Raw genomic sequence first — 21,655 nt, 5'->3', positions numbered from 1 at the left:
GTCTGGGTGACATGGGTCGGGGGGATGGTGGCACTGACTGCGGTGCTGGTGACGGTATCGCTTGCGAGTCCGGCTTCGGCCGCACCGGTGGACCCTGATGTCGGCCCGCCCGGGACCTCCCTCATCCACGGTGATCTGGCGTCGACGGACTCGACGCCGCACCCCGGACCCGGCGCGGGTGGAAAGCTCACCGCATCGTCGCTGCCCGGCGGCGCGTGCGCAGCGACCTTCATCGGCAGTGACTCGCTGCCTGTTGCCCTGTGCACCGGCTACGTCGGCGCCGACCCGCTCAATGTCGCTGTTCCCACCGTTCAGCTCTTCGACCCGGCCACGGCCCAGCCGATCGCCTCACTCCAGCTGACCAAAGGCGGATTGCTCGGCGGGGTCTACGGCTACCTCGACAACCGCGACCGCGTGGTGGTGGCGGACGGGTCGGGCGCGATCTTGAAGGTTGCGCACCGTACGAACCCCGACGGCCGCAGGCAGCTCTTCGTCGACCAGCGCATCGACGTCCGTGACCACATCCCGGCCGGCGACGCGATCACAGGACTCGCACCGGACCATCAAGGCCGCATCTGGTTCGCGACGACGAACGGCGTGATCGGCACCGTCGACTCCGGTGGCCACATCGGAGCGACCCGGTTGCCCATCGGTGAGAAGCTCACCAACGGACTGAGTATGCGGCCGGGCGGTGCGTCGATACTGACGAGCCGGGCCCTGTACGAGATGCAGGCCGATGACTCAGGTACTCCGACCACGGTCTGGCGCGCAGCCTACGATGCCGGAGATGCGCGGCGTCCGGGGCAGTTGGCCCCTGGCTCAGGGACCACCCCGACCTATTTCGGTCCCCATGGAGACGACTGGGTCGCCATCGTGGACAACGCCGATCGACCGAATCTCATCGTCTACCGCAGCGACGACGGCTCGACGGTCTGCTCGACCCCCGCGTTCGAAACATCTGGGCAGGGCACCGAGAACTCCCCGATGGCGTGGGGCAACTCGATAGTCATCCCGAGCACGTACGGATTCGGGTATCCACCGTTCGCGACGTCCGGTCCGAGTGATCCACCGGCGGCGGCGTTCACCGGCGGGATGACGCGGATCGACGTGTCGGAGACCGGTTGCAAGCGGGTGTGGGAGAGCGCAGATCGGGTGGCGACACTGCCCAAGCTCTCGCGCGCCGACGGACTGATCTACGCATTGGCCTACGGACCGTTGCCGCCAGGCGGGGGCATCCAGCAGCTCGGTCCGGTCTATTTCACCGCCATCGACTTCGAGACCGGTGAACGCAAGGCGTTCCACCAGGTCGGAAATGCGCCGTTGGACGAGCCGCTGCAGCTCACCGGCACCATCGGGCCCGGCGGAGCCCTCTGGCAAGCCACCGTCGGGCGGATGCTGAAGATATCGCCGTAAGGCATCCGTGCCGCAGCCGCTACCGTGCAGTCATGGCCATGGCACCGAGAAGAATGCAGATATCGGACAGCGTCGACATCGCCGCCCCCGCGCAGACGCTGTACTCGATGGTCAGTGATCCGACTCGGATGGGTGAGTGGAGTCCCGAGAACCTCGGCGCGACCGTCGTCAATCCGAGGCCTGACGGGCAGGCCTTCGCCGGGATGGTGTTCGAGGGTAGAAATCGCCGGGGGAGGGCGCGATGGATCACCCGTTGTACGGTGACCGCGGCCGACACTGCGGAGCGGTTCGCCTTCCGTGTCCACGCGATCGGACGTAAGGCGCCGACGATCAAAGGTGCCAACGCCTCGTGGGAGTACCGGTTCGAGGCGAATGATTCCGGTGGCACCACGGTGACGGAAACCTGGTTCGACGACCGCAGCAGATGGCCTCGCGTGGTCGTGGAGATCTTCGATCGCGTCGTCACATCAGGGAAGACCTTCCCCCAGTTCCAGGAGAAGAACATCGCTCGGACCTTGCAGGCCTTGAAGTCGGCCGCCGAGGCGCCCTGACCGTGCCGCGCACGGCTGGGTGGGGCCCGAACGGGCCGGGTGCAACAATCGGGGTGTGACGCAGGACCCAGAAGAGCAGCCGACCGATCCGCAGTCCGACCGACCGAACCTCGAGAAGCCGAGTGCCGGGCCATCGGACTCGATTCAGGTGCCCCCCGACCTGAGCGGTATGCCGACACTGGCCGAGCTCGATGCGATGGATATGGCCGAGCTGGCTGCAGGCCGGAAGTCGAAAGACAAGGATCACGCCAATTTCGACGAGCCGACCCCGCCGCCCGCGTCCCTGCACCATGCTTGGCTGCTCTGGATCGGCGCCGCGGTGGCGGCGCTCGTCAGCGTCGTCTACGGATTCGCGAACCTGGGAGCGATCAGCGATCTGCTGAACGAGCGCCTACAGGTCGGCGTCGCGCAGGATCCGAACAACGCCGCCCCTGCCGATCGCATCGACTCCTTGTCCGGACTGTTCCCGCCGGCGCTGCTGATCACCACACTCGTTCTGCTCGCGATCCAGTACCCGCTCCTCGTCGCGACCTCGCGCCGGCGCAGCCGCGGTACCAGAAACCTGTACGTCACGCTGGTCGTGGTAATGCTGCTCTGCATACCCATGGGGATGGATCTGCTCTTCGACTATCCGGCGGTCCCCGGCGCGTTGCGCGTCGTGGGCTGGATCCAGTTCGCATTGCTCCTGCTGTCGGCCTTGTTCACGTTGCGGCGCAGCGTGGACCGGTGGTTGCCGCCGTCCGAGCGGATGAAACCCAGCCATCTGATCCGACCGGGAAACCGCCTCAAGTAGCGCGCGTTCAGCCCGCTTGGGTGGGGTCCTGCACCGCTGCAGCGGCTTCGACGATGATGTCGCGCATCGCGAGTTCGGCAGCTATGGGGTCCCGCAGTCGAATCGCCCGCGCCACATCGTCATGGAGCGCGATGGCAGCCGGATTGGGGCGCGTCGGCATCATGCCGTGATGGGTGCGTCCGGCGAGTACTTCGCCCACCACATCACTGAGGGCGCGGAACATCTCGTTGCCGCTCGCCTCGAGCAGGGTGCGGTGAAAAATCTTGTCGGCCAACAGGTACTGGGTGAGGTCGCCGGACCGTCCGTGTACCACCATGTCGGAGACCGCCGCGGCAAGGATGCGGCATTGATGCTCATCGGCGCGCTCGGCCGCCAACGCGGCAGCTACCGGTTCGAACCCGCGACGTAGTTCGGACAGGGTCAGCAGGAAGTCGGTACGTTCGCCGGCGTCGAGACGCCAGCGGATGAGTCGGGGGTCGAACACGTTCCAGCGGTCCCGTGGCTGGACGGTGATCCCGACGCGTCGACGTGAGGCGACCAGCCCCATCGACTCGAGGACGCGGATGGCTTCACGGGCGACCGTTCGCGACACCCCGAACTCGACGCCGACGCTGTCGAGGGTCAGGACAGCTCCGGCCGCGTGCTCACCGGAGACGATCCTGGTCCCGATCCCGGTCAGAACACTGCCGTGAAGCTCACCGACCGATGTATCTGGGGTCACCGAATTATCTTCTCATTCTGGCGTAGTACAAGTAAACAACTGCTTTATAGGTGGCAGGGGTTGCAAAAGTATGATCTTTGAAGCAAACTGTGTGACCGGTAGCACAAATGGGCAAGGAGAAGCCATGGGATCACCACTGGTCGTGATGGGTGTGTCCGGTTCGGGGAAGTCGACGGTCGGTGCGGCTATCGCCCAACGTCTGCGAGTCCCGTTCGCGGATGCGGACGACTTTCATCCACCCGAGAACATCGCCAAGATGTCGTCCGGTCAGGCGCTCGACGACAACGATCGACACCCCTGGCTCGACACGATCGGTGAGTGGCTCGCGGACCATCCCGAGGGCGGCGTCATGAGCTGCTCGGCGCTCAAGCGCAAGTATCGCGATCAATTGCGAGCGCATTGTCCCGATGTTCGCTTCGTCCACCTGGACGGTACCCACAGCGTCATCACCAAGCGGCAGGCGAGCAGACCTGGCCATTTCATGCCGCCATCGCTGCTCGCGTCGCAATTCGAGACCCTCGAGGCGCTCGGCGGCGATGAGCGCGGCGTGGTCATCGACATCGATCAATCCATCGACGACATCGTCGAGAACTACTTGACCGCAACCACAACCGAGGAGAACTGATGTCCGCACAATCGGTGGTCTTGATGGCCGCCGACACCGAATTGCCGGAGCCCGTTGCGGCCGGCTGGCAGCTGATCGTTGCCGCACTCGCCGGTATCGCGGTGATCGTCGTTCTCATCACCGTCGCCAAGGTGCATCCGTTCCTGGCTCTGGTGGCCGGTGGACTCACGGTGGGTGTCGTTGCCGGAGAGGCGATCCCGACTGTCCTGGAGTCGTTCACCGACGGCTTCGGCTCCACGGCAGCCGGCGTCGGCATCCTGATCGCGCTGGGTGCGATGTTCGCCAAACTCCTCGCCGATTCAGGCGGCGCCGACGAGATCGTCGACACCATTGTCGGCCACGCTTCGCCGCGTATGTTGCCGTGGGCGATGGCGTTGGTCGGTTCCATAATCGGTCTGCCGATGTTCTTCGAGATCGGTCTCGTCCTGTTGATGCCGGTCATCTATCTGGTCGCCCGACGGTCCGGACTGTCGCTGATCACCGTCGGCATCCCGGCACTCGCCGGGCTCTCGGCGATGCACGGCTTCGTGCCTCCGCACCCCGGGCCACTGGTGGCGATCGACGCGCTCGGCGCCGACCTGGGCCTGACCCTTGCGCTGGGTATCGCCGTCGCTGTGCCGACGATCATCGTCGCGGGTCCGTTGTTCGGCAAGCTCGCCGGGCGGTGGGTGGTCTTGGATGTACCCACCACCTTCGACGCCGACCCGGCCGACGGTAAGACGACCAAACGCCCGTCGTTCGCGATCACCCTGTTCACCGTGCTGTTGCCCGTGGTCCTGATGCTGGGCAAAGCTGTTGCCGAGATCTTCATCGAGAATGACGACCAGATCGTTCGGCAGGTGCTCGATGTCCTCGGCACGCCCGTCATCGCTCTGCTGATCGCAGTGGTCGTCGCCATGTTCACCCTGGGCAAGGGGTCGGGCATGGACCGCGAGACCATCTCCAAGTGCACGGGCGCTGCACTGCCTGCCATCGCCGGTATTCTGCTGATCGTCGCCGCGGGCGGTGGTTTCAAGCAGGTACTCGTCGACAGCGGCATCGGTACTCTGCTCGCCGATTGGGCAAGCGACGCCAACGTCTCCGTCATCCTGCTCGCCTGGGTCCTGGCCGTATTGATCCGTCTGGCAACAGGTTCTGCGACGGTCGCCACGATCACCGCGTCGTCGCTGATGCTCGGGTTGGTGGATGGGCTCAGCAGTGGCGAGGTCTCGCTGGTGGTGCTCGCGATCGGTGCCGGCTCGGTCTTCTTCTCCCACGTCAACGATGCGGGCTTCTGGTTGGTCAAGGAGTACTTCGGGATGAGTGTCGGCCAGACGATCAAGACCTGGTCGGTCATGGAGACGGTGCTGTCGGTGACAGGCCTGATCGTGGTGCTGTTGCTCGGCCTCGTGATCTGAGCCGGACGCACTCGGGGCGTGCCCGGGCGAGGTGGTGATGACCGTTTTCCTCACCCGTCGCTCGGGTACCCCCACGGCATGAGCACTCACGACGAACTACCGATTCCTGACTACGACCAACTGACTCTGGGGACGATCACCCACCGCATCCGCTCGCTGACGCAGCCCGATCTCGAGCGGTTGCTCGAGCACGAACGAGCGACCGCTCACCGGGTGCAGGTGGAAGAGATCATGCAAGCGCGTGTGAAGCAGCTCGCCGATGGCGCAGAGCCGTCCGGTGGAGATCCCACACAAGCCCCGCCGGTCGGTGGCGGATCCGGTGGATCATCGGTCAGCCCCCAGCAGAGCCCCGATGACAACACACCGCTTCGGCACGGCGTGGCATCGCAGACGCCCAAACGGGGCAGATCGTAGGTCGTCGGCGGCGCCTGACAAAGAAAGACCGTCAGGGTGCTGCGGTGCGGGCATTCGGATCGAAGCCGCCGGGAATCTCGTAGATGTTGCCGTCGAAGCCTGCCCGGAACAACCGGCCTGCCGAGAAGCCGGCTTCGCCTCGTCCGTAGGTCACCACGCTGGACGCGGGCAATCCGCTTGCGAGAGAGCAGAACCGCCCTGGACCATCGACGCGGAGGATCTCTCCGCTGATGTCCGTGGGCACGATCGGGCGGTCACGGGAGTCCAGTGTCAGGCCGTCGGCGGCGGCGATCACGTCACCGCCGCCGAACGTGATCAGTGATTGCGGCGCTCCCGGATTGCGTACCGGGATACGACTGACGCCGGGATTGACGAACGTGCGTGACACGTACAGGTAGGCGTCGTCGTTGCCGAGTGCGGCGCCGTTGGCGCTCGGCAGCCGCGCCCAGTCCGCCTGTACCGCACCGTTGGGGAACACGCGGCCCACCAGAGATCCGAAGTCGTTGGTGGCGTAGGTGATGCCGTTCGCCGCGACTGCCAGACCGTTGGCGGCACTGAGTCCGCCGACGAAAGGCGTCAGACGCCCGGTCGACGGATTGAACTTCGCGATCGACCCGGCGCGCACGACGTCGCCGACGAGAACCCGGGGATCGGCGCCGTAGCCGACCAGCAACGTGCCGTCCGGAGTCCATGCCAAGGCGCCGCCGCCGCTGCCGCCGGGGACGGTCGCTACGGGCACCGCCGGTGCGCCGGGACGCTCCACCCGGTAGAGGCGCCCCGTGATGATGTCGGTGGTGTAGAGCCGGCCGGCCGGATCGACCGTCAGGCCCTCGAGCGCCGCGCCGGGCACCCGTGCGACCAGGACGGGGGCCTGTCCGGCACCGCGGCAGACGGCGGCGGCGTTCGCCGCGGGAGCACCGACCATGGAGACCGTGGCCGTGATGAGCACCGCGGCGGCGCAGATCCGAAGCATCGAGCGGAGCGAGAACGTGGACATCGGGGCCTCCCGGCTGTGGTGTGCCCACCTATCGTAAGTGGTGGCGGTCACAGTCTGCAGTCGCCCGCGCAGGTCGGGAGTTCAGGCCCCCGGTGGGGACCAGTGCACGACCTTCGTCGCCGTCATCTCGTCGAGCAGTTCGGGGCCGAATCCGAATCCGCTGCCGCTCGCACCGCGGGGTTCCGAGGCTCCACCGGGCGCACCGCCGAACACGGCATTGATCTTGACCGTGCCCACCGGAAGCGATCGCCACGCATCTTGGGCATGGGACATGTCCGGCGTGAGTACCGTTGCGCCGAGCCCGTATCGGTCGTTCGACGCCTCGGCGAGCGCGGTGGCGAAATCGGGTACGCAGCGAATGGGGGCGACCGGCCCGAAGGTCTCCTCTCGGAAGACCAGCATGTCGGGCGTGCAGTCTGTCAGGACTGTCGGCGGATAGAAGGTGCCGGGACCCGGTTGTCGCTCTCCGCCGGTGAGTACGGTGGCACCGGTCTGAGCGGCGTCGGTGACGTGGTGGTGTACCTGCTCTCGCTGGCGCTCATCGACGAGCGGTCCGATGCGCGAGGCCCATTCACCTGCTTGTTCGACTAGCGCATCGGTGAAGCTCTCGGCGACCGAGCCGACCACGTAGATGCGTTCGACCGACACACAGATCTGCCCGGCGTTGGCGAATGAGCCCAGCGCGGCCTGCTCGGCTGCCCACTGCGGGTCGGTGCCGACGTCGACGATGAGCGCGTCGTTGCCGCCGTTCTCGAGCAGGGCCTTCGCCCCTCGGCGCGCGCAGGCGAGTGCGATCGCACTGCCGGTGTTGCTGCTCCCGACGTGTGCGACGACGTCGACATTCTCCGCCGCGGCGAGCCGGGCGCCGGTCGAGCCGTCGCCGTCCACGATTTCCAGGACCCCGGGTGGCAGGTGAGCGGCCACCAGTTCGGCGAAACGCCGTCCGGTCAACGGGCAGCGTTCGCTCGGTTTGTGTACCACCGTGTTGCCGGTGACGAGGGCGGCGCCGAGCAGGCCCGCCGCCACCGCAACCGGATCGTTCCACGGCGTCAGCACCGCCACAACACCTCTCGGTTCGGGAATCATCAAGTCGGTTGCCTGCCACGACCCGTGCAGACTGCGACCCCGGTGCACCGGTCCGAGTTCGGCGTACTGAACCAGGGTGCCCGCGCTGGCATCGACGCCTCCGAGGGCGTCGTCGCGCGTCTTCCCGGTCTCTCGTTCGTTCAGATCGGCGAGTTCGGCCGCCGCCTCGCGCACTGCGGCTGCCGCTGCGGTCAATGCCGCGGCACGTTCGGCGGCCGGCGTACGCCGCCAGGAAGGCGCAGCCGCGTGCGCGCGATGCACGGCGCCGTTGCAGTCGTCGGCATCGGCGATGGGGACCTGCGCGACGGTGTCGCCGGTCCTGGGATCCAGCACGGTCAGCACCGAGGTCGAAGTCTCGGTCGAGGTCGTCGAAGTCACGGTGGACTGGTACCCACTGATTCGCCGCTGCACACCCGGATCCGTGTGCAGGTCACCCGACAACGTTTATTGGAACCATTCCAGATATTTTCTGGACTCATTCCAGAAAAGGACGTATGGTGGTGTCATGAGTTCGGGACACCAGGTACGCGACGCGCGGCAGCAGCTGCGCGCTGCGGGACTACGGGTGACGGCGCCGCGGCTCGCTGTGCTCGACGTGTTGGAACTCAACCCCCACTCGACCGCGGACCTCGTGGCCGCACGAGTTCGCGACCGTCTGGGTGGTGTCTCGACGCAAACCGTCTACGACGTCTTGAGGGTGTGCGCGGAGCGCGGACTGCTGCGGCGCATCGAACCCGCAGGCTCGCCGGTCAGGTACGAGAACCGAACGGGCGACAACCACCATCACCTGGTCTGCCGCAACTGCGGTGACATCAGGGACGTCGACTGTGCCAAGGGATCAGCTCCCTGCCTGACCCCGGACGTCGATCACGGATTCGTCATCGACGAGGCAGAAGTGACCTACTGGGGACTTTGTTCGGTCTGCCAGTCCGACAGCGAACGCTGACCTTTTCCCACCGCCAGGCCCAGCTCGGCAGGCTCACCTGAGCTCTGTTCGGCCGAACTACAGCACGTTTTCGACGAACACCCTTTCGTCGTACTCGAAAACAGGAGGCAAGAAATGACCCCACGCACCACCACCAATTCCGGTATCCCCGTCGCGAGCGACAATGAGTCGTTGACCGCAGGAACCCAGGGCCCGATCCTCCTGCATGACCACTACCTGATCGAGAAGCTCGCCCAGTTCAACCGCGAGCGAGTGCCTGAGCGGGTCGTCCACGCCAAAGGCGGTGGCGCCTATGGTGAATTGACGATCACAGGCGACGTCTCCAAGTACACGAAAGCCAAGTTTTTGCAGCCGGGCAAGACCACGGAGTCGCTGGTGCGGTTCTCCACGGTCGCCGGCGAACAGGGCAGTCCTGACACCTGGCGCGATCCACGCGGTTTCTCGATGAAGTTCTACACCGAAGACGGCAACTACGACCTCGTCGGAAACAACACGCCGATCTTCTTCATCAAGGATCCGATCAAGTTCCCCGACTTCATCCGGAGCCAAAAGCGGCTACCTGGTTCGGGTTTGCGCGATCACAACATGCAGTGGGACTTCTGGACCCTGCGCCCGGAAACTGCTCATCAGGTGACCTGGCTGATGGGTGATCGCGGTATCCCCAAGAGTTGGCGGCACATGGACGGATTCGGCTCGCACACCTACCAGTGGGTGAACGAAGCGGGAGAACGGTTCTGGGTGAAGTATCACTTCAAGACAGACCAGGGCATCGAGTTCCTCACGCAGGCGAAAGCCGACGAACTGGCGGGCACCGACCCGGACTACCATCGTCAGGACCTGTACGAGGCGATCGAGCGGGGCGAATTCCCCACCTGGACCCTGAAGATCCAGGTCATGCCGGTCGGCGAGGCAGAAGGCTATCGCTTCAATCCGTTTGACCTGACCAAGGTCTGGTCGCAGCAGGACTACCCGCTGATCGAGGTCGGCAAGTGGACGCTGAACCGCAACCCGCAGAACTTCTTCTCCGATATCGAGCTGGCAGCATTCGAGCCGTCCAATGTGGTTCCCGGTATCGGGTTCTCGCCCGACAAGATGCTGCTCGGACGTGTCTTCAGCTACGCAGACGCACACCGCTACCGCATCGGCGCCAATTACTCTCATCTGCCGGTGAACTCGGCCAAGGCGGCTGTTGTCAACACCTACTCCAAGGAAGGTGCGATGGCCTACAACTTCAGTGCGCCAGACGTGCCGGTGTATGCGCCGAACTCCTTCGGCGGACCCCATGCGGACCCGCAGGCCGCGGGCGACGAAGGCCTCTGGGAGTTCGACGGGCAGGCGGTCCGCGCCGGCTACATCGACCATCCCGAGGACGGCGATTTCACGCAGGCGGGCACTCTGTACCGAGAGGTACTGGACGACGATGCCCGAGAGCGGTTGGTGGGCAACATCGTCGGCCACGTACTCGGTGGCGTCACCGAACCGGTCCTGTCCAGGGTGTTCGAGTACTGGAGCAACGTCGACCCGGAACTGGGCAAGAAAGTCGAAGAAGGAGTGCGAAACGGGGCATAAAGCCCCGTCGACGAGCGTTGGAAATAGTACAGCGCAGGGACAAAGATCTACGCGCAGAAAACGTTTGGTTGATTCGCTACGCAGTGCAGAACCGAGAGGAAGGGTATTCTTCATGACAAACCCCATCACCAGCACATTGAACGAAGATCAGCAGGCCGTCGCAGGAAAGGCCCTGCAGGACACTGTTGTCGATCTCATCGACCTGTCCCTCATCGCCAAGCAGGCGCATTGGAATGTGGTCGGGCAGCAGTTCCGGTCGGTCCATCTCGAACTCGACGAACTCGTCACAGCCGCACGTGAGTTCACCGATGCCGCAGCCGAGCGGGCCACCGCGATCGGCGTGAGCCCGGACGGTCGCTCGGAGACAGTCGCAAAGACCGCGGGCACCAAGGGCTTCGGCGCAGGGTGGACCAAGGATGTGGACGTGGTCACGGCCATCGTCGCCAACATCAAGACTGTCGTCGACGGACTACGCCAGCGCATCGAGGTGACCGAGAAGGCCGATCCCGTCACCCAGGATCTCCTGATCGGAATCGCAGCGCGCCTCGAGCAGCTGCACTGGATGTGGCAGGCGCAGGTCGCCTGACCCGATGACCGACAGGTGTCATCCCCCCGCGACGCCTGTTGTCGAAAGCCCCCTGATGGCCCAGCCCGATGGCCGCAGGGGGCTTTCGTGTTCGCGTGTACACGGGCAGGCGCGGCGACGTACATTCTTGACGTGGCACATCCGCAGGACTCACACCCCGAGTTGCCGTCGGATCCGGATACCGGGTCGTCGCGGCCATTACACCTGCGTCCGAGCGCTTTGGCGTGGGTAGTAGCCGGGGGCCTGCTCGGTACCAGCGCCCGCTATCTCCTCGAAAAGGCCTACCCCTTCGAGGCTCCCGAGTGGCCCTGGGCGACGTTCATGATCAATCTCGCCGGCGCATTCATGTTGGGTCTTGCATTGGAAGGGCTTGCACGACTGGGTGTGGACACCGGTTGGCGTCAGCGAGCCCGCTTGCTGTTCGGCACCGGCTTCTGTGGCACCTTCACGACATACAGTGCGTTCGCGCTGGAGACGTCCTTACTCGTCCGTGATGGAAGCGTCGCCACTGCAGTGGGGTATGCGGCCGCGACAGTTGTCGCTGGTGCACTGCTGGCCTGGGCGGGCATCGCGGTGGCCGCCCACACCCACACGCGAGTGGCGGCCCGCGGATGATCGTCTGGGTCGCACTGGCAGGAGCGTTCGGTGCGGTCGCGCGTTTCATGGTCGATTCCGAATTCAAACGACGCCGGCCATCGCCGCTGCCGTGGGGCACGGGCGTCATCAACGTCACCGGGTCGCTGATCATCGGCGTCATAGCCGGAATCATCATCTTCCACGGGGGCGCATCCGAGTGGCAGGCGATCGTCGGTACCGGCTTCTGCGGGGGCTACACCACTTTCAGTACCGCGAGCTTCGAAACGGTACGACTCATCCAGCAGGGGCGCCGGGGTATGGCCGTGGGTTACGCCACCGGATCGCTGGTGATTTCCGTGGCCGCCTGCGCCGCGGGCCTGGCGCTCGTGCACGCGGTGTAGAGGCCTGCGGCGAAGGAGTCAGTAGGCCTGCTGCTGACCCATCTGCTGCTGGATCCGCTGGTTGAGACGCTGCAGGCCCATCGTCGACAGGCCCGGGATCTGGCTCTCCAACGTGCGCACAAGGTTGTGATCGTTGATGACCTTCTCGCTGGACTGGATCAAGACCGTGCCCGAGCCGGTGAAGTCGAATTGCTGTTCCTCACCACTCGCGGCGCCCATCATTGCTGCGCCCGCTGCCATGAAGCCGGTGATCCAGCTCTGGTCGTAGTGGTGGCTGGGTGAGGGGCAATCGGCCCATCCGACAAGGGCTTCAGGATCTACGCGCAGCGGGGGTTCGGCGAACATGACCGGACCGTTCGACGAGGCGAGGAACTTCCCGGTGCCGATGAGCGTCAGGTAGCCGGGCACGATCGACTGATTGAGCTGCAGGCCCGGTTCGAAGGCGAGGAGATTGGCCGCCCGCACCGTCAGGTTGCCGTCCTCCAGGTCATACGAGTTGATGTCGTAGCCACGGTCGCCGATGATCAGAGTGCCCTGACCCTGGGCGATGATGTAGTCGCCCATGTACAGCGGGGCGCTGATCGTCCCGGCGAGCTGTTGCATCATGGAGGTCTGCATGCCCTGGATCAGAGCCTGGAACTGCATCTGTCCGTAGTACGCGATCATCGCGCCCTTGGACATGATCCACGGTTTGGTCAGCTGCATGTAGTAGGCGTAGGTGTTGCCGGGGATGTTGTCGTCGCCCTGCAACATGGACGGATTCAAGATGTCGCTCATGGCTTTTCCCTACAGCTTCTCTTCGGAGGCTTGCACGAATACGGTTCCCTGGCCTTGACATTGCAGCTGCATCGCTTCGCCGGCGCCGCGGCCGACAGCGTCGCGCCAGCCGGCCGTCGACTTCAGCTGGGTTTGCACGTTGCCGAATGTGCCGACGAAAGCCTGTGGATCGACGATCACGGGATACTGCCCGCCCACCGCGATCTCGAGTACTTCCCCGTGGGCGAGGAGCACCACCGAACCGGTGCCCTGCAGTTGGGTGGTGAACATGCCGTCGCCGGTCAATGCGCCTGTCGCCGCGCCCCGCAACGCTCCCATCAGGCCTCCGCCGCGGCCTCCGCCTCCGCCGCCACCCTGAGATGTCATCGAGACGATCGATGCCTGTAGTCCTGCGGTATACCCCAGTGTCCGTGAAGCATCGGCGGTGATCGTGCCGCCCTGCGGCATATCGATGACATGCACTGCCAGACCAGCGAATCCGTAATGGACCTCGCCGTTGCCCTGTGCCATCATGGTGGCCTCGTGCTCGCCCCGCATCATGCGTCCCGCCATCCCGGCAATTGCACCCATGCCACCCATCCCCGGCATACCGCCGCCCCCGGCGCCCGGGATCTGATGAGGTGAGAAGTGGACCTGCCCGGTGTAGAAGAGCATCGCCCCCTTACGAGCGACAACACCGCCGGCGTGTCCGACGTTTACCTTGACGACCTTGGAGTTGATCTTCTCGAATACCATGCCATTCACCGTTCCGCTGGTTGGATCGACACGACGCCCTGGCCCTGCCAGCGCAAGGAGAATGCTTCGCCACCGTCCTGGCCGATCATCGACCGCCAGCTGACGTCGGTGACGAAGGATTGCTGCAGTTGGCCTTTCGCGGAGACGAAGGCGTCCGGGTCCACCACGAGCGGCAGATTGGGATTGACCTCGAGGTGGATCAACGGGCCGCCCGCCGACAGGAGGGCAACCTGTCCGGTTCCGGTCACGGTGGTGGTGAAAAGACCCTGCCCGCTGGACATGCCGCCCAGTCCGGAGAACTGGACGTTGGTCTGCAGATTGCCCGCCATCGCGAGCAGCTGCCGCGACTCGACCTGGATGGTCTCGTTGTTCAGTTGCAGCACAGTGGTGTACTGCGCCTGGATCGCCAGGTGCACGATCCCGTTGCCGGTGCACTCCATCAGTTTCAACGATTCGCCGGTGGCCTTCTGTTTGAGGCCGGCCACCAAGCCGGATCCGCCGCCGAATCCGGCCGATTTGAATTCGACCTGACCTTGGTAGGAGACCATCGATCCGCTCACGGCCTTGATCGAGGAGTTGTTGAGCCGCGCCTCCACGATGCGCTTGGTCAATCCTAGTAACTCGGCCATGTCACCGATTCCCCTTCAGAGGTCATCCCTCGCGTCTGCGATACCGGAGTAATCGTAGGCACCCCAGGCCATGGTGAACAGCGCAATAGACAGTTCAAATGACTGCACCGGCCGGAGACGAAGCGGAGCGGAGCTCGACCATTGGCCGGAGACGAAGCTGAGCGGAGCTCGACCCTGAACACAGCTGTAACGTGTTACAGGTGGATGATGTCGCGTGGGGTGGAGTCGGTGCCGGGATCTTTGTATTCGCGCTGGTGATCGGGGTCGGGCTGTATGTCCGGTACCGACAGCAGGAGACGACCCGACTTGATCGCGACGTCGATCTTGCCGGCAAACTGCGGGCGGTTGCCGCTGACGACCCCGTGCGCGGTGCCGCGGTGGACGAGTTCGAGACGGCCATCTACGAGCGGTTGTTCTACGTTTCCACGGTGGGCCCGCGGGCAAGGGGTGCGGCGTGGGCTCTACTCGGAGCTGTTTCCAGCGCATTCGGATCGTTGTGGGTGGACGATGGTTCTGCGATCGTCCAGAAGTCGGTCCACTACGGTTTCGCCGCGCTGGCAATCGGTTTCGCCCTGACATTTCTGGTGTTCCTGGCGCTCACCATCTATGCGGCGACCAGCCTGCCGCGCATCTCGTTCGAGGATTCGTACCAGGCCGGAGCCGACGCGGACTGACCTGATCTCAGCTGGCCGCGGTGCCGAACCGGGTGCGGAAGGCGGTCGGCGTGATGCCGACGATGGCTGCGAAGTGGTGGCGCAGTAGCGTCGCCGAACTGAAGCCGACCTGGCGGGCCACCTCTTCGATTCCGAGATCGGTGGTCTCGAGCAGACTCTGCGCGGCGAGCACGCGTTGCTCGGTGAGCCAGCGCAGCGGACTCGTGCCGACCTCGTCGGCGAATCTGCGGGCGAATGTGCGGGAGGACATGTGGGCGCGGGTCGCCAGATCGGCGATGGCGATGTCGGCGCTCAAGTTTTGCAGCATCCAGCCGAGGACTTCGCCGAAACCGTCTGTGTCGCATACGGGAACAGGAGCTTTGACAAACTGACGTTGGCCGCCCTCGCGTTGCGGGGGCACCACCATCCGGCGAGCGATCTTGTTGGCAATGGTGGGTCCGTGTTCCTTCCGGACCAGGTGCAAACTCGCGTCGATTCCTGCGGCGGTGCCCGCGCTGGTGATGATGTTGCCTTCTTCGACGTAGAGGACGTCGGTGTTGACCTGCACATGCGGGAACAGCTCGGACATTTCCTTGCCGTAGCGCCAGTGGGTGCTCGCCGACAGTCCGTCGAGCAGGCCGGCGGCGGCGACCACGAAGGACCCGGTGCACACCGACAATATGTAAGCGCCGCGGGCGTCGGCTGCCCGCAGGACCTCGAGGACCTCTTCGTTGAAGTCTGCGCGTACCTGGCCGGCAGGGATCGCGATGAGGTCGGCGTCGGCGCATGCGTCGAGGCCGAACTGGGGGATGATCTGGGCCCCGGTGGTGAAGTTCAGTGGTGCGCCTGGATTGACGGCGCAGACCCGAAAGTCGAAACGCGGCACGCCTTCGTCGGTCCTGTCGACGCCGAACACCTCACAGATGACGCCGTATTCGAAAGCGGCGACGGGTTCTTGAAGGACGGCGGCGACGGAACGAAGCATCCACCGATTATGGCAGAAAATTAGTGAAGCCTGTCAAAATGGCCAGTTGTGGCGATAATTGTTCGAGCGCATAGTTTCGGACATGGAATTCATGTACATCCTCGTCCCCATGTTCATCGGCCTACTCATGGTGTTCGTCGAGAACGCAAAAAAAACCGCCCACCTACCGCGTGCTCCCTTCGGTGCCGACGCGGAGGTCGGGCCTCAAGAGATGCGGAGGTGGGCGGAGATCGACGAGCTGGAACGTCAGCGGGAGGGCTGAGCTCAGGTCAGACGACCCGGAAGTCGGTGACGCCGTGCTTTTTCATGTCGTCGAGGATCGGCTTGATGTTCGTCCCGGTCTCCGGTCCGATGCAGCCGATGAAGTAGTAGGCGTTAACCATTCCGATGAGCCTGTCGCCGACCACGACCGGACTGCCGGAGTCGCCTTCGACAACGCAGATCTGGCTGTAGTGCGCGAAGCCGTCGGAGAACCAGGTGATGCCACAGGTGTTGGCGGTGGTGCGCCCTTCCTTGCAGCTGATCTCGGGGAACTGCGGCGCCTGCGTACGGAGGCTGCGGATCGTGACCCCACCGACCCTCTGGACCGGGTTCACCTTGCCTGCGTCGAAGCGGATGATCGCGTAGTCGAGATCGGTGTTCTTGTAGGTGACCTCACCGACGGGCCCCACGTTCTGGGCCGATTCCGCGAGGACCTTGGTGCCGGCGACGCCGCAATGCCCGGCGGTCAGGCCGACCAGCGCGTTGTTCTGATCGCGACCGATCGTCGTGAGCGTGCACGCCGAGGCTTTACCGTCACGGTCCGGCAGAAGGATTCCGGATCCACCGCCGAGGTTGACCTTGACAGGCGCGGCCGACGCGGTGGACACCCCCAGGGCTGTCAGTGCCAGTACAGCGCACAGAGCTGCAAAGAAGGTGCCGGTCCTCTTGATCATCAATTCCTCACGGTAAAACTCGGGTGTTGACATGAGGAACCTACCAGGCACAGGGCCTGCGACAGTCATCGTCGAAGCCGCAGGCAGCGGCTTCGACGATGGCTTCGTGGAACAGTGGTGCGCAGGGATCTCGCGCGCCGCGAAACACTTTTCCGGGATCAGGTCGGCGGACGCCCCACGCACTGGGCGAGGTACAAGCTCTCACCCAATGTCGTCATCAATTGGAGCTGTGTCTGCAGGTAGTCGACGTGCTCTTCCTCGTCGGCGAGAATTTTCTCCAGCAGGTTGGCGCTCGTGGTGTCCTGCTTTTCACGACACATGACGATGCCCGGTTTGAGTCGGGCGACCACATCGATCTCGATCTGCAGATCGCTCTCGAACTGTTCGCGCAGAGTTTGCCCGACCTTCAGCGAGAACAACCGCTGATAATTGGGCAGTCCGTCGAGAAGCAGGATGCGATCAGTGATCGCCTCCGCATGGTTCATCTCCTCGAAAGACTCCGCGCGGGTGTGCGCCGCGACTTCGGTGAAGCCCCAGCTGTCCTGCATCTTGGAGTGCAGAAAATACTGGTTGATCGCCGTCAATTCACTGGTCAGCTGCTCGTTGAGCAGCTTGAGAACTTCCGGATCTCCTTGCATTATTTCTCCTCACGTCTGACAGCACCTGATGTCTCTCGCCAGGAGGGCTGTTCCTGGTGGGGCTGTGGACATCACGTGTGAATTCAATTTATCTCGGTACGATGCAGTTCGGGTGACAACCACCGGCACCAAAGAGCAAGGAATCGATTTGTCCGAGCATTCGCGCATCCTGGCCTCCGATTTCTCGCTGCCCAGCGACGAGGGAGTCGTCGAGCGCCTGTCCGAGAACAACGACTCGCTGGCCCGCCTCGGAGCTCGCCACCTGGTGGTCTACCGCGGTCTCGATGATCCGCGGCGGGTGTTCGCAACTCTCGGCCTGCACGATCGCGGCTCGATAGAAAAGCTCGTGCGCAATCCGGCGGTGTTCGATTGGTTCGACGCTGCCGGTGTGGAAGAGATTCCCCCGCTGTTCGCAGGTGAGGTGGTGGAGAAGATCGACCTGGCCACGGCCGAGTCCGATCACTCGGGCATCCTCGTCGCAGCGATCGCACCGGTGGAGAGTGTGCCCGCGCTACTCGGAACGGTGCGGAAGAGTCTGCGGAGGTTCATCTCCGCCGGTGTCCGGAGGGTGTGGATCTACCAGGCTCTCGACGACCGCCAAGAAGTGATGATCTTGCAAGAACTCGACACCGAGGAGAATGCGGTCGCGTGGGTGGAACATCCCGACGCCGCCGCGGAGTGGATGTCGGGTGCCGGTGTCGGGGTGTATCCGCCGTTGTTCGTGGGGAAGCTGCAGCGGATCCTGGACCTGCAGCCGCAGAGCTAGTCCGGAAGCCCTCATGTACGTCTGCCTGTGTCAAGGAGTCACCAGCCACGTCGTCGAACAGACGGTGGCCGAGGGCGCACGGACCTCGAAGGAGGTCGCCCTCGCATGTGGTGCGGGCGCCGATTGCGGTCGTTGCCGCAAGACGGTGCGAGCCATCATCGAGGCCCATTTCGCCAACAGCCCTGCGGGTTGACCCGGACCAGGGATGACGCGGCGGCCGCGTCACACTACTGTCAGCGGGTATGGCATATTTTGTGACGGGGGCCACAGGGTTCATCGGCAGGCATCTGCTCGGCGAACTGCTCGACAATCGCGGTGGCGAGATCTTCGTGTTGGTGCGCAGAGGCTCGCGCCAAAAGATCGAACGACTCATTCGGCAATGGGATACCGACCGGGTCACCCCGGTCGTCGGAGACCTGCAAGCGGACAATCTCGGCGTCGATCCGGCGTGGATCGCCGAGCACAGCGGCAAGATCGACCATTTCTTTCACCTCGCTGCGATCTACGACATGACGGCCTCCGACGAGGCCAACGAGATGTTGAACGTCGGGGGCACCCGGGCGGCATTGTCTCTTGCCCGGGCGCTGGACGCGGGATGCTTCCACCAGGTCTCTTCGGTCGCGGCGGCAGGTGAGTTCCGTGGCCGTTTCGACGAGTCGATGTTCGACGAGGGCCAGGAACTTCTCTCGGCCTACCACCGGACCAAGTTCGAATCCGAACGCATCGTCCGTGACGAGGCCAGTGTGCCCTGGCGCGTCTATCGACCGGCGATCGTCCTCGGACATTCGGAAACCGGCGCGATGGACAAGATAGACGGGCCGTACTACTTCTTCCCGCTGTTCAAGCGGATGCGCGATGCGTTGCCGGGGGCGCTGCCGTTGCTCGGCGTCGACCTCGGCGACACCAACGTGGTTCCGGTCGATTATGTCGCACAGGCGATGGATTACCTCGCCCATCTGCCGGGCCGGGACGGCGAAGCCTTCCACCTGGTGAATCCGAAGCCGCAGAACACCGTTGGCATGGTCAACACGTTCTCCGCAGCCGCGGGCGCGCCCAGGTTCGCGGTCCCTGTCGATCGGTCGGTAACCGGTCTGATGCCGACCTATCTTCTTCCACGCGCTCTGCAACCGAGTTCGCTGCTCGGCACCGTCGTTCGGTCGGGCCCGGCGCAATTCGCTCTTCGGCAGACGATCGGTAGGCTCGGGATCCCGCCAGAAGTCCTTGCACACGTCTCGTTTCCGGGAACCTTTTCTTCGTACGCGACGGAGGAGGCGTTGTCGGGGTCAGGGATCTCGGTGCCCGAGCTCGACACGTATGCGGCCAACCTGTGGACCTATTGGGAACAGTTCCTCGACGACTCGATCAAGTCCGATCGCAGTGTCGTGAAGGCGCTTTCGGGTAAGACCGTGGTGATCACGGGCGCCTCGTCCGGAATCGGCCTCGTCACGGCCGTCAAGGTCGCGAAGGCCGGCGGCATCCCGATCCTGGTGGCCCGCGGTCTCGACAAGCTCGAGGCGACCAAGGATCTGATCGAGGGACAGGGCGGCACCGCCTACGCGTATGGCTGCGACTTGTCCGACCTCGACGCAATCGACGCGCTGACCAAGCAACTCGGCGACGACTTCGAACACATCGACTACGTCGTGAACAATGCCGGCCGCTCGATCCGCCGGTCCCTGAAGTTGTCGGAAGATCGGTTCCACGATTTCGAACGCACCATGCAGCTCAACTACTTCGGTGCGATCAGGCTGGTGATCGGTCTGCTACCGGTGATGCGTGCACAGGGCGGCGGCCACATCGTCAACGTCTCGTCGATCGGGGTGCAGACGAATCCGCCGCGGTTCAGTGCCTATGTGGCATCGAAGGCGGCTCTCGATTCGTGGTCGAACGTGGTGTCGTCGGAGTTGGTCGGTGACGGGATCTCGTTCACCGGCATCCACATGCCACTGGTGCGGACGCCGATGATCGCGCCCACCAAGCTCTACGACAGATTCCCGACCATCAGCCCCGGCCAGGCCGCCGACAAGGTCATCACGGCGCTGGTCGACCGACCACACGAGATCAATACGGCGTTGGGCAATCTCGGGTCGGTGGCGCATACCGTGACGCCGAAGCTCGCATTCCGGATTCTGCACCTGGCCTATCAGGTGTTCCCGGACTCCGCCGCGGCCCGCGGCGACGAGGGGCGTAGCGAATCAGAGCAGATCCTGCTGGCACGTGTCCTCAAGGGCGTGCACTGGTAACCGGGCAGGTCAGCGGTCCGCCGGACGGTAGGCGGTCACCACCACCGCGCCACCGAGCCCGATGTTGTGTTGCAGAGCGATCTTTGCGCCCTCGACCTGTCGTTTGTCCGCGGTACCCCGGAGTTGCCAGGTGAGCTCGCTCGCCTGAGCCAGTCCCGTGGCGCCGAGTGGGTGGCCTTTCGAGATGAGTCCGCCGGATGGATTCACGACCCAGGTGCCGCCGTAGGTTGTCTCGGCGCCATCGATCAGCTTCCCGCCGTCGCCCTCGCCACACAACCCCAGCGCCTCATACGTGAGCAACTCGTTCACGGAGAAGCAGTCGTGCAGTTCGATGACGTCCACGTCGGCGGGCTCGATCTCCGCCTGCTCGTACACCTTTCGGGCAGCATGGCGGGTCATGTCGGCGCCGACGATGGTGATCGCACTCTTGTCGGTGAAGGTGGTCTCGAGGTCGGTGACCATCGCCTGCCCGACGATCTCGACGGCATGCGCGGCCAGATCGTGTTCGTCGACGAAACGTTCGCTCGCCAGGACCACCGCGCCGGAACCGTCGGAGGTCGGTGAGCACTGGAGCCGGGTCAACTCGATCGGCTCGTAGATCATCTTCGCGGCCTTGATCTCGTCGAGCGAGTACTCGTCCTGGAACTGGGCGTACGGATTGTTGATCGAGTGGCGGTGGTTCTTCTCGCCGATCTTGGCGAAATGTTCTGCGGTGGTGCCGTACCGCTGCATGTGTTCGAGGCCGGCGGCACCGAACATCCATGGCGCGGCCGGGAATGCGAACTCGAACAACTCCGATTCGGCAGCGATATGGCGCATCAGCGGCTGCTCACGGTCTTGCGCCCCACCAGCCAGCGATCCTGGCTGCATCTTCTCGAATCCCAGTGCCAGCACGCAATCTGCCAAACCGCCGCGGATCGAGCGAGCCGCGAGATACAGGGCCGTGGAGCCGGTGGAACAGTTGTTGTTGACATTCGTGATCGGGATGCCCGTCATGCCCAGCTCGTAGACGGCACGTTGGCCGCAGGTCGAATCGCCGTAGACGTAGCCGACGTGCGCTTCTTCGATCTGGTCGAAGGTGATGCCCGCGTCCTCGAGTGCCCGGGTACCGGACTCTTTGGCCATGGCCGGGTAGTCCCAGCCCTCTTTGCGACCAGGCTTCTCGAACTTGGTCATCCCGACACCGATCACAAAGACACGATTTCCGCTCATCGTGTCA

General features: G+C 64.3%; 26 protein-coding genes. 16 read left to right on the top strand and 10 right to left on the bottom strand.

Annotation, left to right across the window (positions count from 1 at the left end; genetic code table 11):
• The first annotated feature begins 24 nt into the window (after positions 1-24).
• From DFR67_RS15035 to DFR67_RS15025, 3 genes are read left to right on the top strand one after another with little or no spacing between them, the layout of a single operon-like run.
• Positions 25-1,413 carry a hypothetical protein gene (locus DFR67_RS15035; RefSeq protein ID WP_110470304.1) on the top strand — a complete coding sequence of 463 codons (1,389 nt, stop codon included), beginning with the start codon at positions 25-27 and terminating at the stop codon, positions 1,411-1,413.
• Positions 1,414-1,445: 32 nt separating this feature from the next.
• Positions 1,446-1,964, top strand: coding sequence for an SRPBCC family protein (locus DFR67_RS15030; protein WP_245937965.1), 519 nt, complete (start codon positions 1,446-1,448; stop codon positions 1,962-1,964).
• A gap of 55 nt (positions 1,965-2,019) precedes the next feature.
• Positions 2,020-2,757: a hypothetical protein gene (locus DFR67_RS15025; RefSeq protein WP_110470303.1), complete on the top strand. Its 738-nt coding sequence runs from the start codon at positions 2,020-2,022 to the stop codon at positions 2,755-2,757.
• A 7-nt stretch (positions 2,758-2,764) separates the two neighbouring features.
• Here DFR67_RS15025 and DFR67_RS15020 read toward each other — a convergent pair whose 3' ends face one another.
• Positions 2,765-3,478 (bottom strand): FadR/GntR family transcriptional regulator, encoded by a 714-nt coding sequence (locus DFR67_RS15020; RefSeq protein ID WP_110470302.1) that lies wholly within the window; start codon positions 3,476-3,478, stop codon positions 2,765-2,767.
• 124 nt (positions 3,479-3,602) lie between these two features.
• Here DFR67_RS15020 and DFR67_RS15015 point away from each other — a divergent pair, with 124 nt between their 5' ends.
• The 3 genes from DFR67_RS15015 (at position 3,603) to DFR67_RS15005 (ending at position 5,914) form a co-directional block, all read left to right on the top strand.
• Positions 3,603-4,103, top strand: a complete 501-nt coding sequence (locus DFR67_RS15015) for a gluconokinase (protein WP_110470301.1) — start codon at positions 3,603-3,605, stop codon at positions 4,101-4,103.
• Positions 4,103-5,500, top strand: a complete 1,398-nt coding sequence (locus DFR67_RS15010; protein ID WP_110470300.1) for a GntP family permease — start codon at positions 4,103-4,105, stop codon at positions 5,498-5,500. The genes DFR67_RS15015 and DFR67_RS15010 overlap by 1 nt, the downstream gene beginning before the upstream one ends.
• Before the next feature lie 78 nt (positions 5,501-5,578).
• Entirely contained in the window at positions 5,579-5,914 is a 336-nt protein-coding gene (locus tag DFR67_RS15005; protein ID WP_110470299.1) for a DUF8129 domain-containing protein, read from the top strand.
• Positions 5,915-5,945: 31 nt separating this feature from the next.
• On the opposite strand, the gene DFR67_RS15000 is transcribed toward DFR67_RS15005, so the two are convergent.
• Positions 5,946-6,911 (bottom strand): SMP-30/gluconolactonase/LRE family protein, encoded by a 966-nt coding sequence (locus tag DFR67_RS15000; protein ID WP_110470298.1) that lies wholly within the window; start codon positions 6,909-6,911, stop codon positions 5,946-5,948.
• 81 nt (positions 6,912-6,992) lie between these two features.
• Positions 6,993-8,336: an aldehyde dehydrogenase family protein gene (locus DFR67_RS14995; protein WP_110470420.1), complete on the bottom strand. Its 1,344-nt coding sequence runs from the start codon at positions 8,334-8,336 to the stop codon at positions 6,993-6,995.
• 166 nt (positions 8,337-8,502) lie between these two features.
• Here DFR67_RS14995 and DFR67_RS14990 point away from each other — a divergent pair, with 166 nt between their 5' ends.
• From DFR67_RS14990 to crcB, 5 genes are all read left to right on the top strand, one after another.
• Positions 8,503-8,943: a Fur family transcriptional regulator gene (locus DFR67_RS14990; RefSeq protein ID WP_110470419.1), complete on the top strand. Its 441-nt coding sequence runs from the start codon at positions 8,503-8,505 to the stop codon at positions 8,941-8,943.
• Between the two features lie 114 nt (positions 8,944-9,057).
• Positions 9,058-10,512: a catalase gene (locus DFR67_RS14985; RefSeq protein ID WP_110470297.1), complete on the top strand. Its 1,455-nt coding sequence runs from the start codon at positions 9,058-9,060 to the stop codon at positions 10,510-10,512.
• A 112-nt stretch (positions 10,513-10,624) separates the two neighbouring features.
• Positions 10,625-11,098, top strand: a complete 474-nt coding sequence (locus DFR67_RS14980) for a Dps family protein (protein ID WP_110470296.1) — start codon at positions 10,625-10,627, stop codon at positions 11,096-11,098.
• A 132-nt stretch (positions 11,099-11,230) separates the two neighbouring features.
• The gene (locus DFR67_RS14975; RefSeq protein WP_110470295.1) at positions 11,231-11,713 is read left to right on the top strand and encodes a fluoride efflux transporter FluC; all 483 of its coding nucleotides are present in this window, start codon (positions 11,231-11,233) and stop codon (positions 11,711-11,713) included.
• Positions 11,710-12,075 (top strand): fluoride efflux transporter CrcB, encoded by a 366-nt coding sequence (crcB, locus tag DFR67_RS14970; RefSeq protein ID WP_110470294.1) that lies wholly within the window; start codon positions 11,710-11,712, stop codon positions 12,073-12,075. Before DFR67_RS14975 ends, crcB begins: the two co-directional genes overlap by 4 nt.
• A gap of 18 nt (positions 12,076-12,093) precedes the next feature.
• Here the strand turns inward: crcB and DFR67_RS14965 are convergent, their stop codons facing one another.
• Genes DFR67_RS14965 through DFR67_RS14955 form a run of 3 tightly spaced genes read right to left on the bottom strand, consistent with a single transcriptional unit; the run spans position 12,094 to position 14,216 of the window.
• Entirely contained in the window at positions 12,094-12,852 is a 759-nt protein-coding gene (locus DFR67_RS14965; RefSeq protein ID WP_110470293.1) for an AIM24 family protein, read from the bottom strand.
• Positions 12,853-12,861: 9 nt separating this feature from the next.
• Complete coding sequence (locus DFR67_RS14960; protein ID WP_110470292.1) at positions 12,862-13,587, bottom strand: AIM24 family protein; 726 nt, start codon at positions 13,585-13,587, stop codon at positions 12,862-12,864.
• A 5-nt stretch (positions 13,588-13,592) separates the two neighbouring features.
• Positions 13,593-14,216: an AIM24 family protein gene (locus DFR67_RS14955; protein ID WP_084835947.1), complete on the bottom strand. Its 624-nt coding sequence runs from the start codon at positions 14,214-14,216 to the stop codon at positions 13,593-13,595.
• Between the two features lie 200 nt (positions 14,217-14,416).
• Between DFR67_RS14955 and DFR67_RS14950 the strand changes: the two genes are divergently transcribed.
• Entirely contained in the window at positions 14,417-14,890 is a 474-nt protein-coding gene (locus tag DFR67_RS14950; RefSeq protein WP_245937964.1) for a hypothetical protein, read from the top strand.
• Between the two features lie 7 nt (positions 14,891-14,897).
• On the opposite strand, the gene DFR67_RS14945 is transcribed toward DFR67_RS14950, so the two are convergent.
• Entirely contained in the window at positions 14,898-15,854 is a 957-nt protein-coding gene (locus DFR67_RS14945) for a GlxA family transcriptional regulator (protein WP_110470291.1), read from the bottom strand.
• Between the two features lie 82 nt (positions 15,855-15,936).
• Between DFR67_RS14945 and DFR67_RS14940 the strand changes: the two genes are divergently transcribed.
• Positions 15,937-16,116, top strand: coding sequence for a hypothetical protein (locus DFR67_RS14940; protein ID WP_110470290.1), 180 nt, complete (start codon positions 15,937-15,939; stop codon positions 16,114-16,116).
• 7 nt (positions 16,117-16,123) lie between these two features.
• On the opposite strand, the gene DFR67_RS14935 is transcribed toward DFR67_RS14940, so the two are convergent.
• Both DFR67_RS14935 and bfr read right to left on the bottom strand, forming a co-directional pair.
• Complete coding sequence (locus tag DFR67_RS14935) at positions 16,124-16,789, bottom strand: chymotrypsin family serine protease (RefSeq protein ID WP_211325070.1); 666 nt, start codon at positions 16,787-16,789, stop codon at positions 16,124-16,126.
• 158 nt (positions 16,790-16,947) lie between these two features.
• The gene (gene bfr / locus DFR67_RS14930; RefSeq protein ID WP_110470289.1) at positions 16,948-17,427 is read right to left on the bottom strand and encodes a bacterioferritin; all 480 of its coding nucleotides are present in this window, start codon (positions 17,425-17,427) and stop codon (positions 16,948-16,950) included.
• A gap of 112 nt (positions 17,428-17,539) precedes the next feature.
• On the opposite strand from bfr, the gene DFR67_RS14925 reads away from it, so the two are divergent.
• The 3 genes from DFR67_RS14925 to DFR67_RS14915 are packed head-to-tail and all read left to right on the top strand — an operon-like array spanning position 17,540 to position 20,436.
• Positions 17,540-18,193 (top strand): fatty-acid--CoA ligase, encoded by a 654-nt coding sequence (locus DFR67_RS14925; protein WP_245937962.1) that lies wholly within the window; start codon positions 17,540-17,542, stop codon positions 18,191-18,193.
• Positions 18,194-18,206: 13 nt separating this feature from the next.
• On the top strand, positions 18,207-18,386 hold the full coding sequence (locus DFR67_RS14920; RefSeq protein ID WP_110470288.1) for a (2Fe-2S)-binding protein: 180 nt from the start codon (positions 18,207-18,209) through the stop codon (positions 18,384-18,386).
• Positions 18,387-18,435: 49 nt separating this feature from the next.
• A complete protein-coding gene (locus tag DFR67_RS14915; RefSeq protein ID WP_110470287.1) occupies positions 18,436-20,436 on the top strand; it encodes an SDR family oxidoreductase in 2,001 nt (666 codons plus the stop codon).
• 9 nt (positions 20,437-20,445) lie between these two features.
• Here the strand turns inward: DFR67_RS14915 and DFR67_RS14910 are convergent, their stop codons facing one another.
• On the bottom strand, positions 20,446-21,648 hold the full coding sequence (locus DFR67_RS14910; RefSeq protein WP_110470415.1) for a lipid-transfer protein: 1,203 nt from the start codon (positions 21,646-21,648) through the stop codon (positions 20,446-20,448).
• Positions 21,649-21,655: the final 7 nt, after the last annotated feature.

Source organism: Williamsia limnetica (assembly GCF_003217475.1).
GTDB classification, from domain to species: domain Bacteria; phylum Actinomycetota; class Actinomycetes; order Mycobacteriales; family Mycobacteriaceae; genus Williamsia; species Williamsia limnetica.
This window is presented reverse-complemented; position numbering and strand designations above follow the sequence as displayed.

Bases quoted from the DNA above. Each gene is read 5' to 3' on its own strand.
- DFR67_RS15035 (WP_110470304.1), top strand. From the start codon at position 25: ATGGTGGCACTGACTGCGGTGCTGGTGACGGTATCGCTTGCGAGTCCG.
- DFR67_RS15030 (WP_245937965.1), top strand. From the start codon at position 1,446: ATGGCCATGGCACCGAGAAGAATGCAGATATCGGACAGCGTCGACATC.
- DFR67_RS15015 (WP_110470301.1), top strand. From the start codon at position 3,603: ATGGGATCACCACTGGTCGTGATGGGTGTGTCCGGTTCGGGGAAGTCG.
- DFR67_RS15010 (WP_110470300.1), top strand. From the start codon at position 4,103: ATGTCCGCACAATCGGTGGTCTTGATGGCCGCCGACACCGAATTGCCG.
- DFR67_RS15005 (WP_110470299.1), top strand. From the start codon at position 5,579: ATGAGCACTCACGACGAACTACCGATTCCTGACTACGACCAACTGACT.
- DFR67_RS15000 (WP_110470298.1), bottom strand. From the start codon at position 6,911: ATGTCCACGTTCTCGCTCCGCTCGATGCTTCGGATCTGCGCCGCCGCG.
- DFR67_RS14990 (WP_110470419.1), top strand. From the start codon at position 8,503: ATGAGTTCGGGACACCAGGTACGCGACGCGCGGCAGCAGCTGCGCGCT.
- DFR67_RS14985 (WP_110470297.1), top strand. From the start codon at position 9,058: ATGACCCCACGCACCACCACCAATTCCGGTATCCCCGTCGCGAGCGAC.
- DFR67_RS14980 (WP_110470296.1), top strand. From the start codon at position 10,625: ATGACAAACCCCATCACCAGCACATTGAACGAAGATCAGCAGGCCGTC.
- crcB (WP_110470294.1), top strand. From the start codon at position 11,710: ATGATCGTCTGGGTCGCACTGGCAGGAGCGTTCGGTGCGGTCGCGCGT.
- DFR67_RS14965 (WP_110470293.1), bottom strand. From the start codon at position 12,852: ATGAGCGACATCTTGAATCCGTCCATGTTGCAGGGCGACGACAACATC.
- DFR67_RS14960 (WP_110470292.1), bottom strand. From the start codon at position 13,587: ATGGTATTCGAGAAGATCAACTCCAAGGTCGTCAAGGTAAACGTCGGA.
- DFR67_RS14955 (WP_084835947.1), bottom strand. From the start codon at position 14,216: ATGGCCGAGTTACTAGGATTGACCAAGCGCATCGTGGAGGCGCGGCTC.
- DFR67_RS14945 (WP_110470291.1), bottom strand. From the start codon at position 15,854: ATGCTTCGTTCCGTCGCCGCCGTCCTTCAAGAACCCGTCGCCGCTTTC.
- DFR67_RS14940 (WP_110470290.1), top strand. From the start codon at position 15,937: ATGGAATTCATGTACATCCTCGTCCCCATGTTCATCGGCCTACTCATG.
- DFR67_RS14935 (WP_211325070.1), bottom strand. From the start codon at position 16,789: ATGATCAAGAGGACCGGCACCTTCTTTGCAGCTCTGTGCGCTGTACTG.
- bfr (WP_110470289.1), bottom strand. From the start codon at position 17,427: ATGCAAGGAGATCCGGAAGTTCTCAAGCTGCTCAACGAGCAGCTGACC.
- DFR67_RS14920 (WP_110470288.1), top strand. From the start codon at position 18,207: ATGTACGTCTGCCTGTGTCAAGGAGTCACCAGCCACGTCGTCGAACAG.
- DFR67_RS14915 (WP_110470287.1), top strand. From the start codon at position 18,436: ATGGCATATTTTGTGACGGGGGCCACAGGGTTCATCGGCAGGCATCTG.
- DFR67_RS14910 (WP_110470415.1), bottom strand. From the start codon at position 21,648: ATGAGCGGAAATCGTGTCTTTGTGATCGGTGTCGGGATGACCAAGTTC.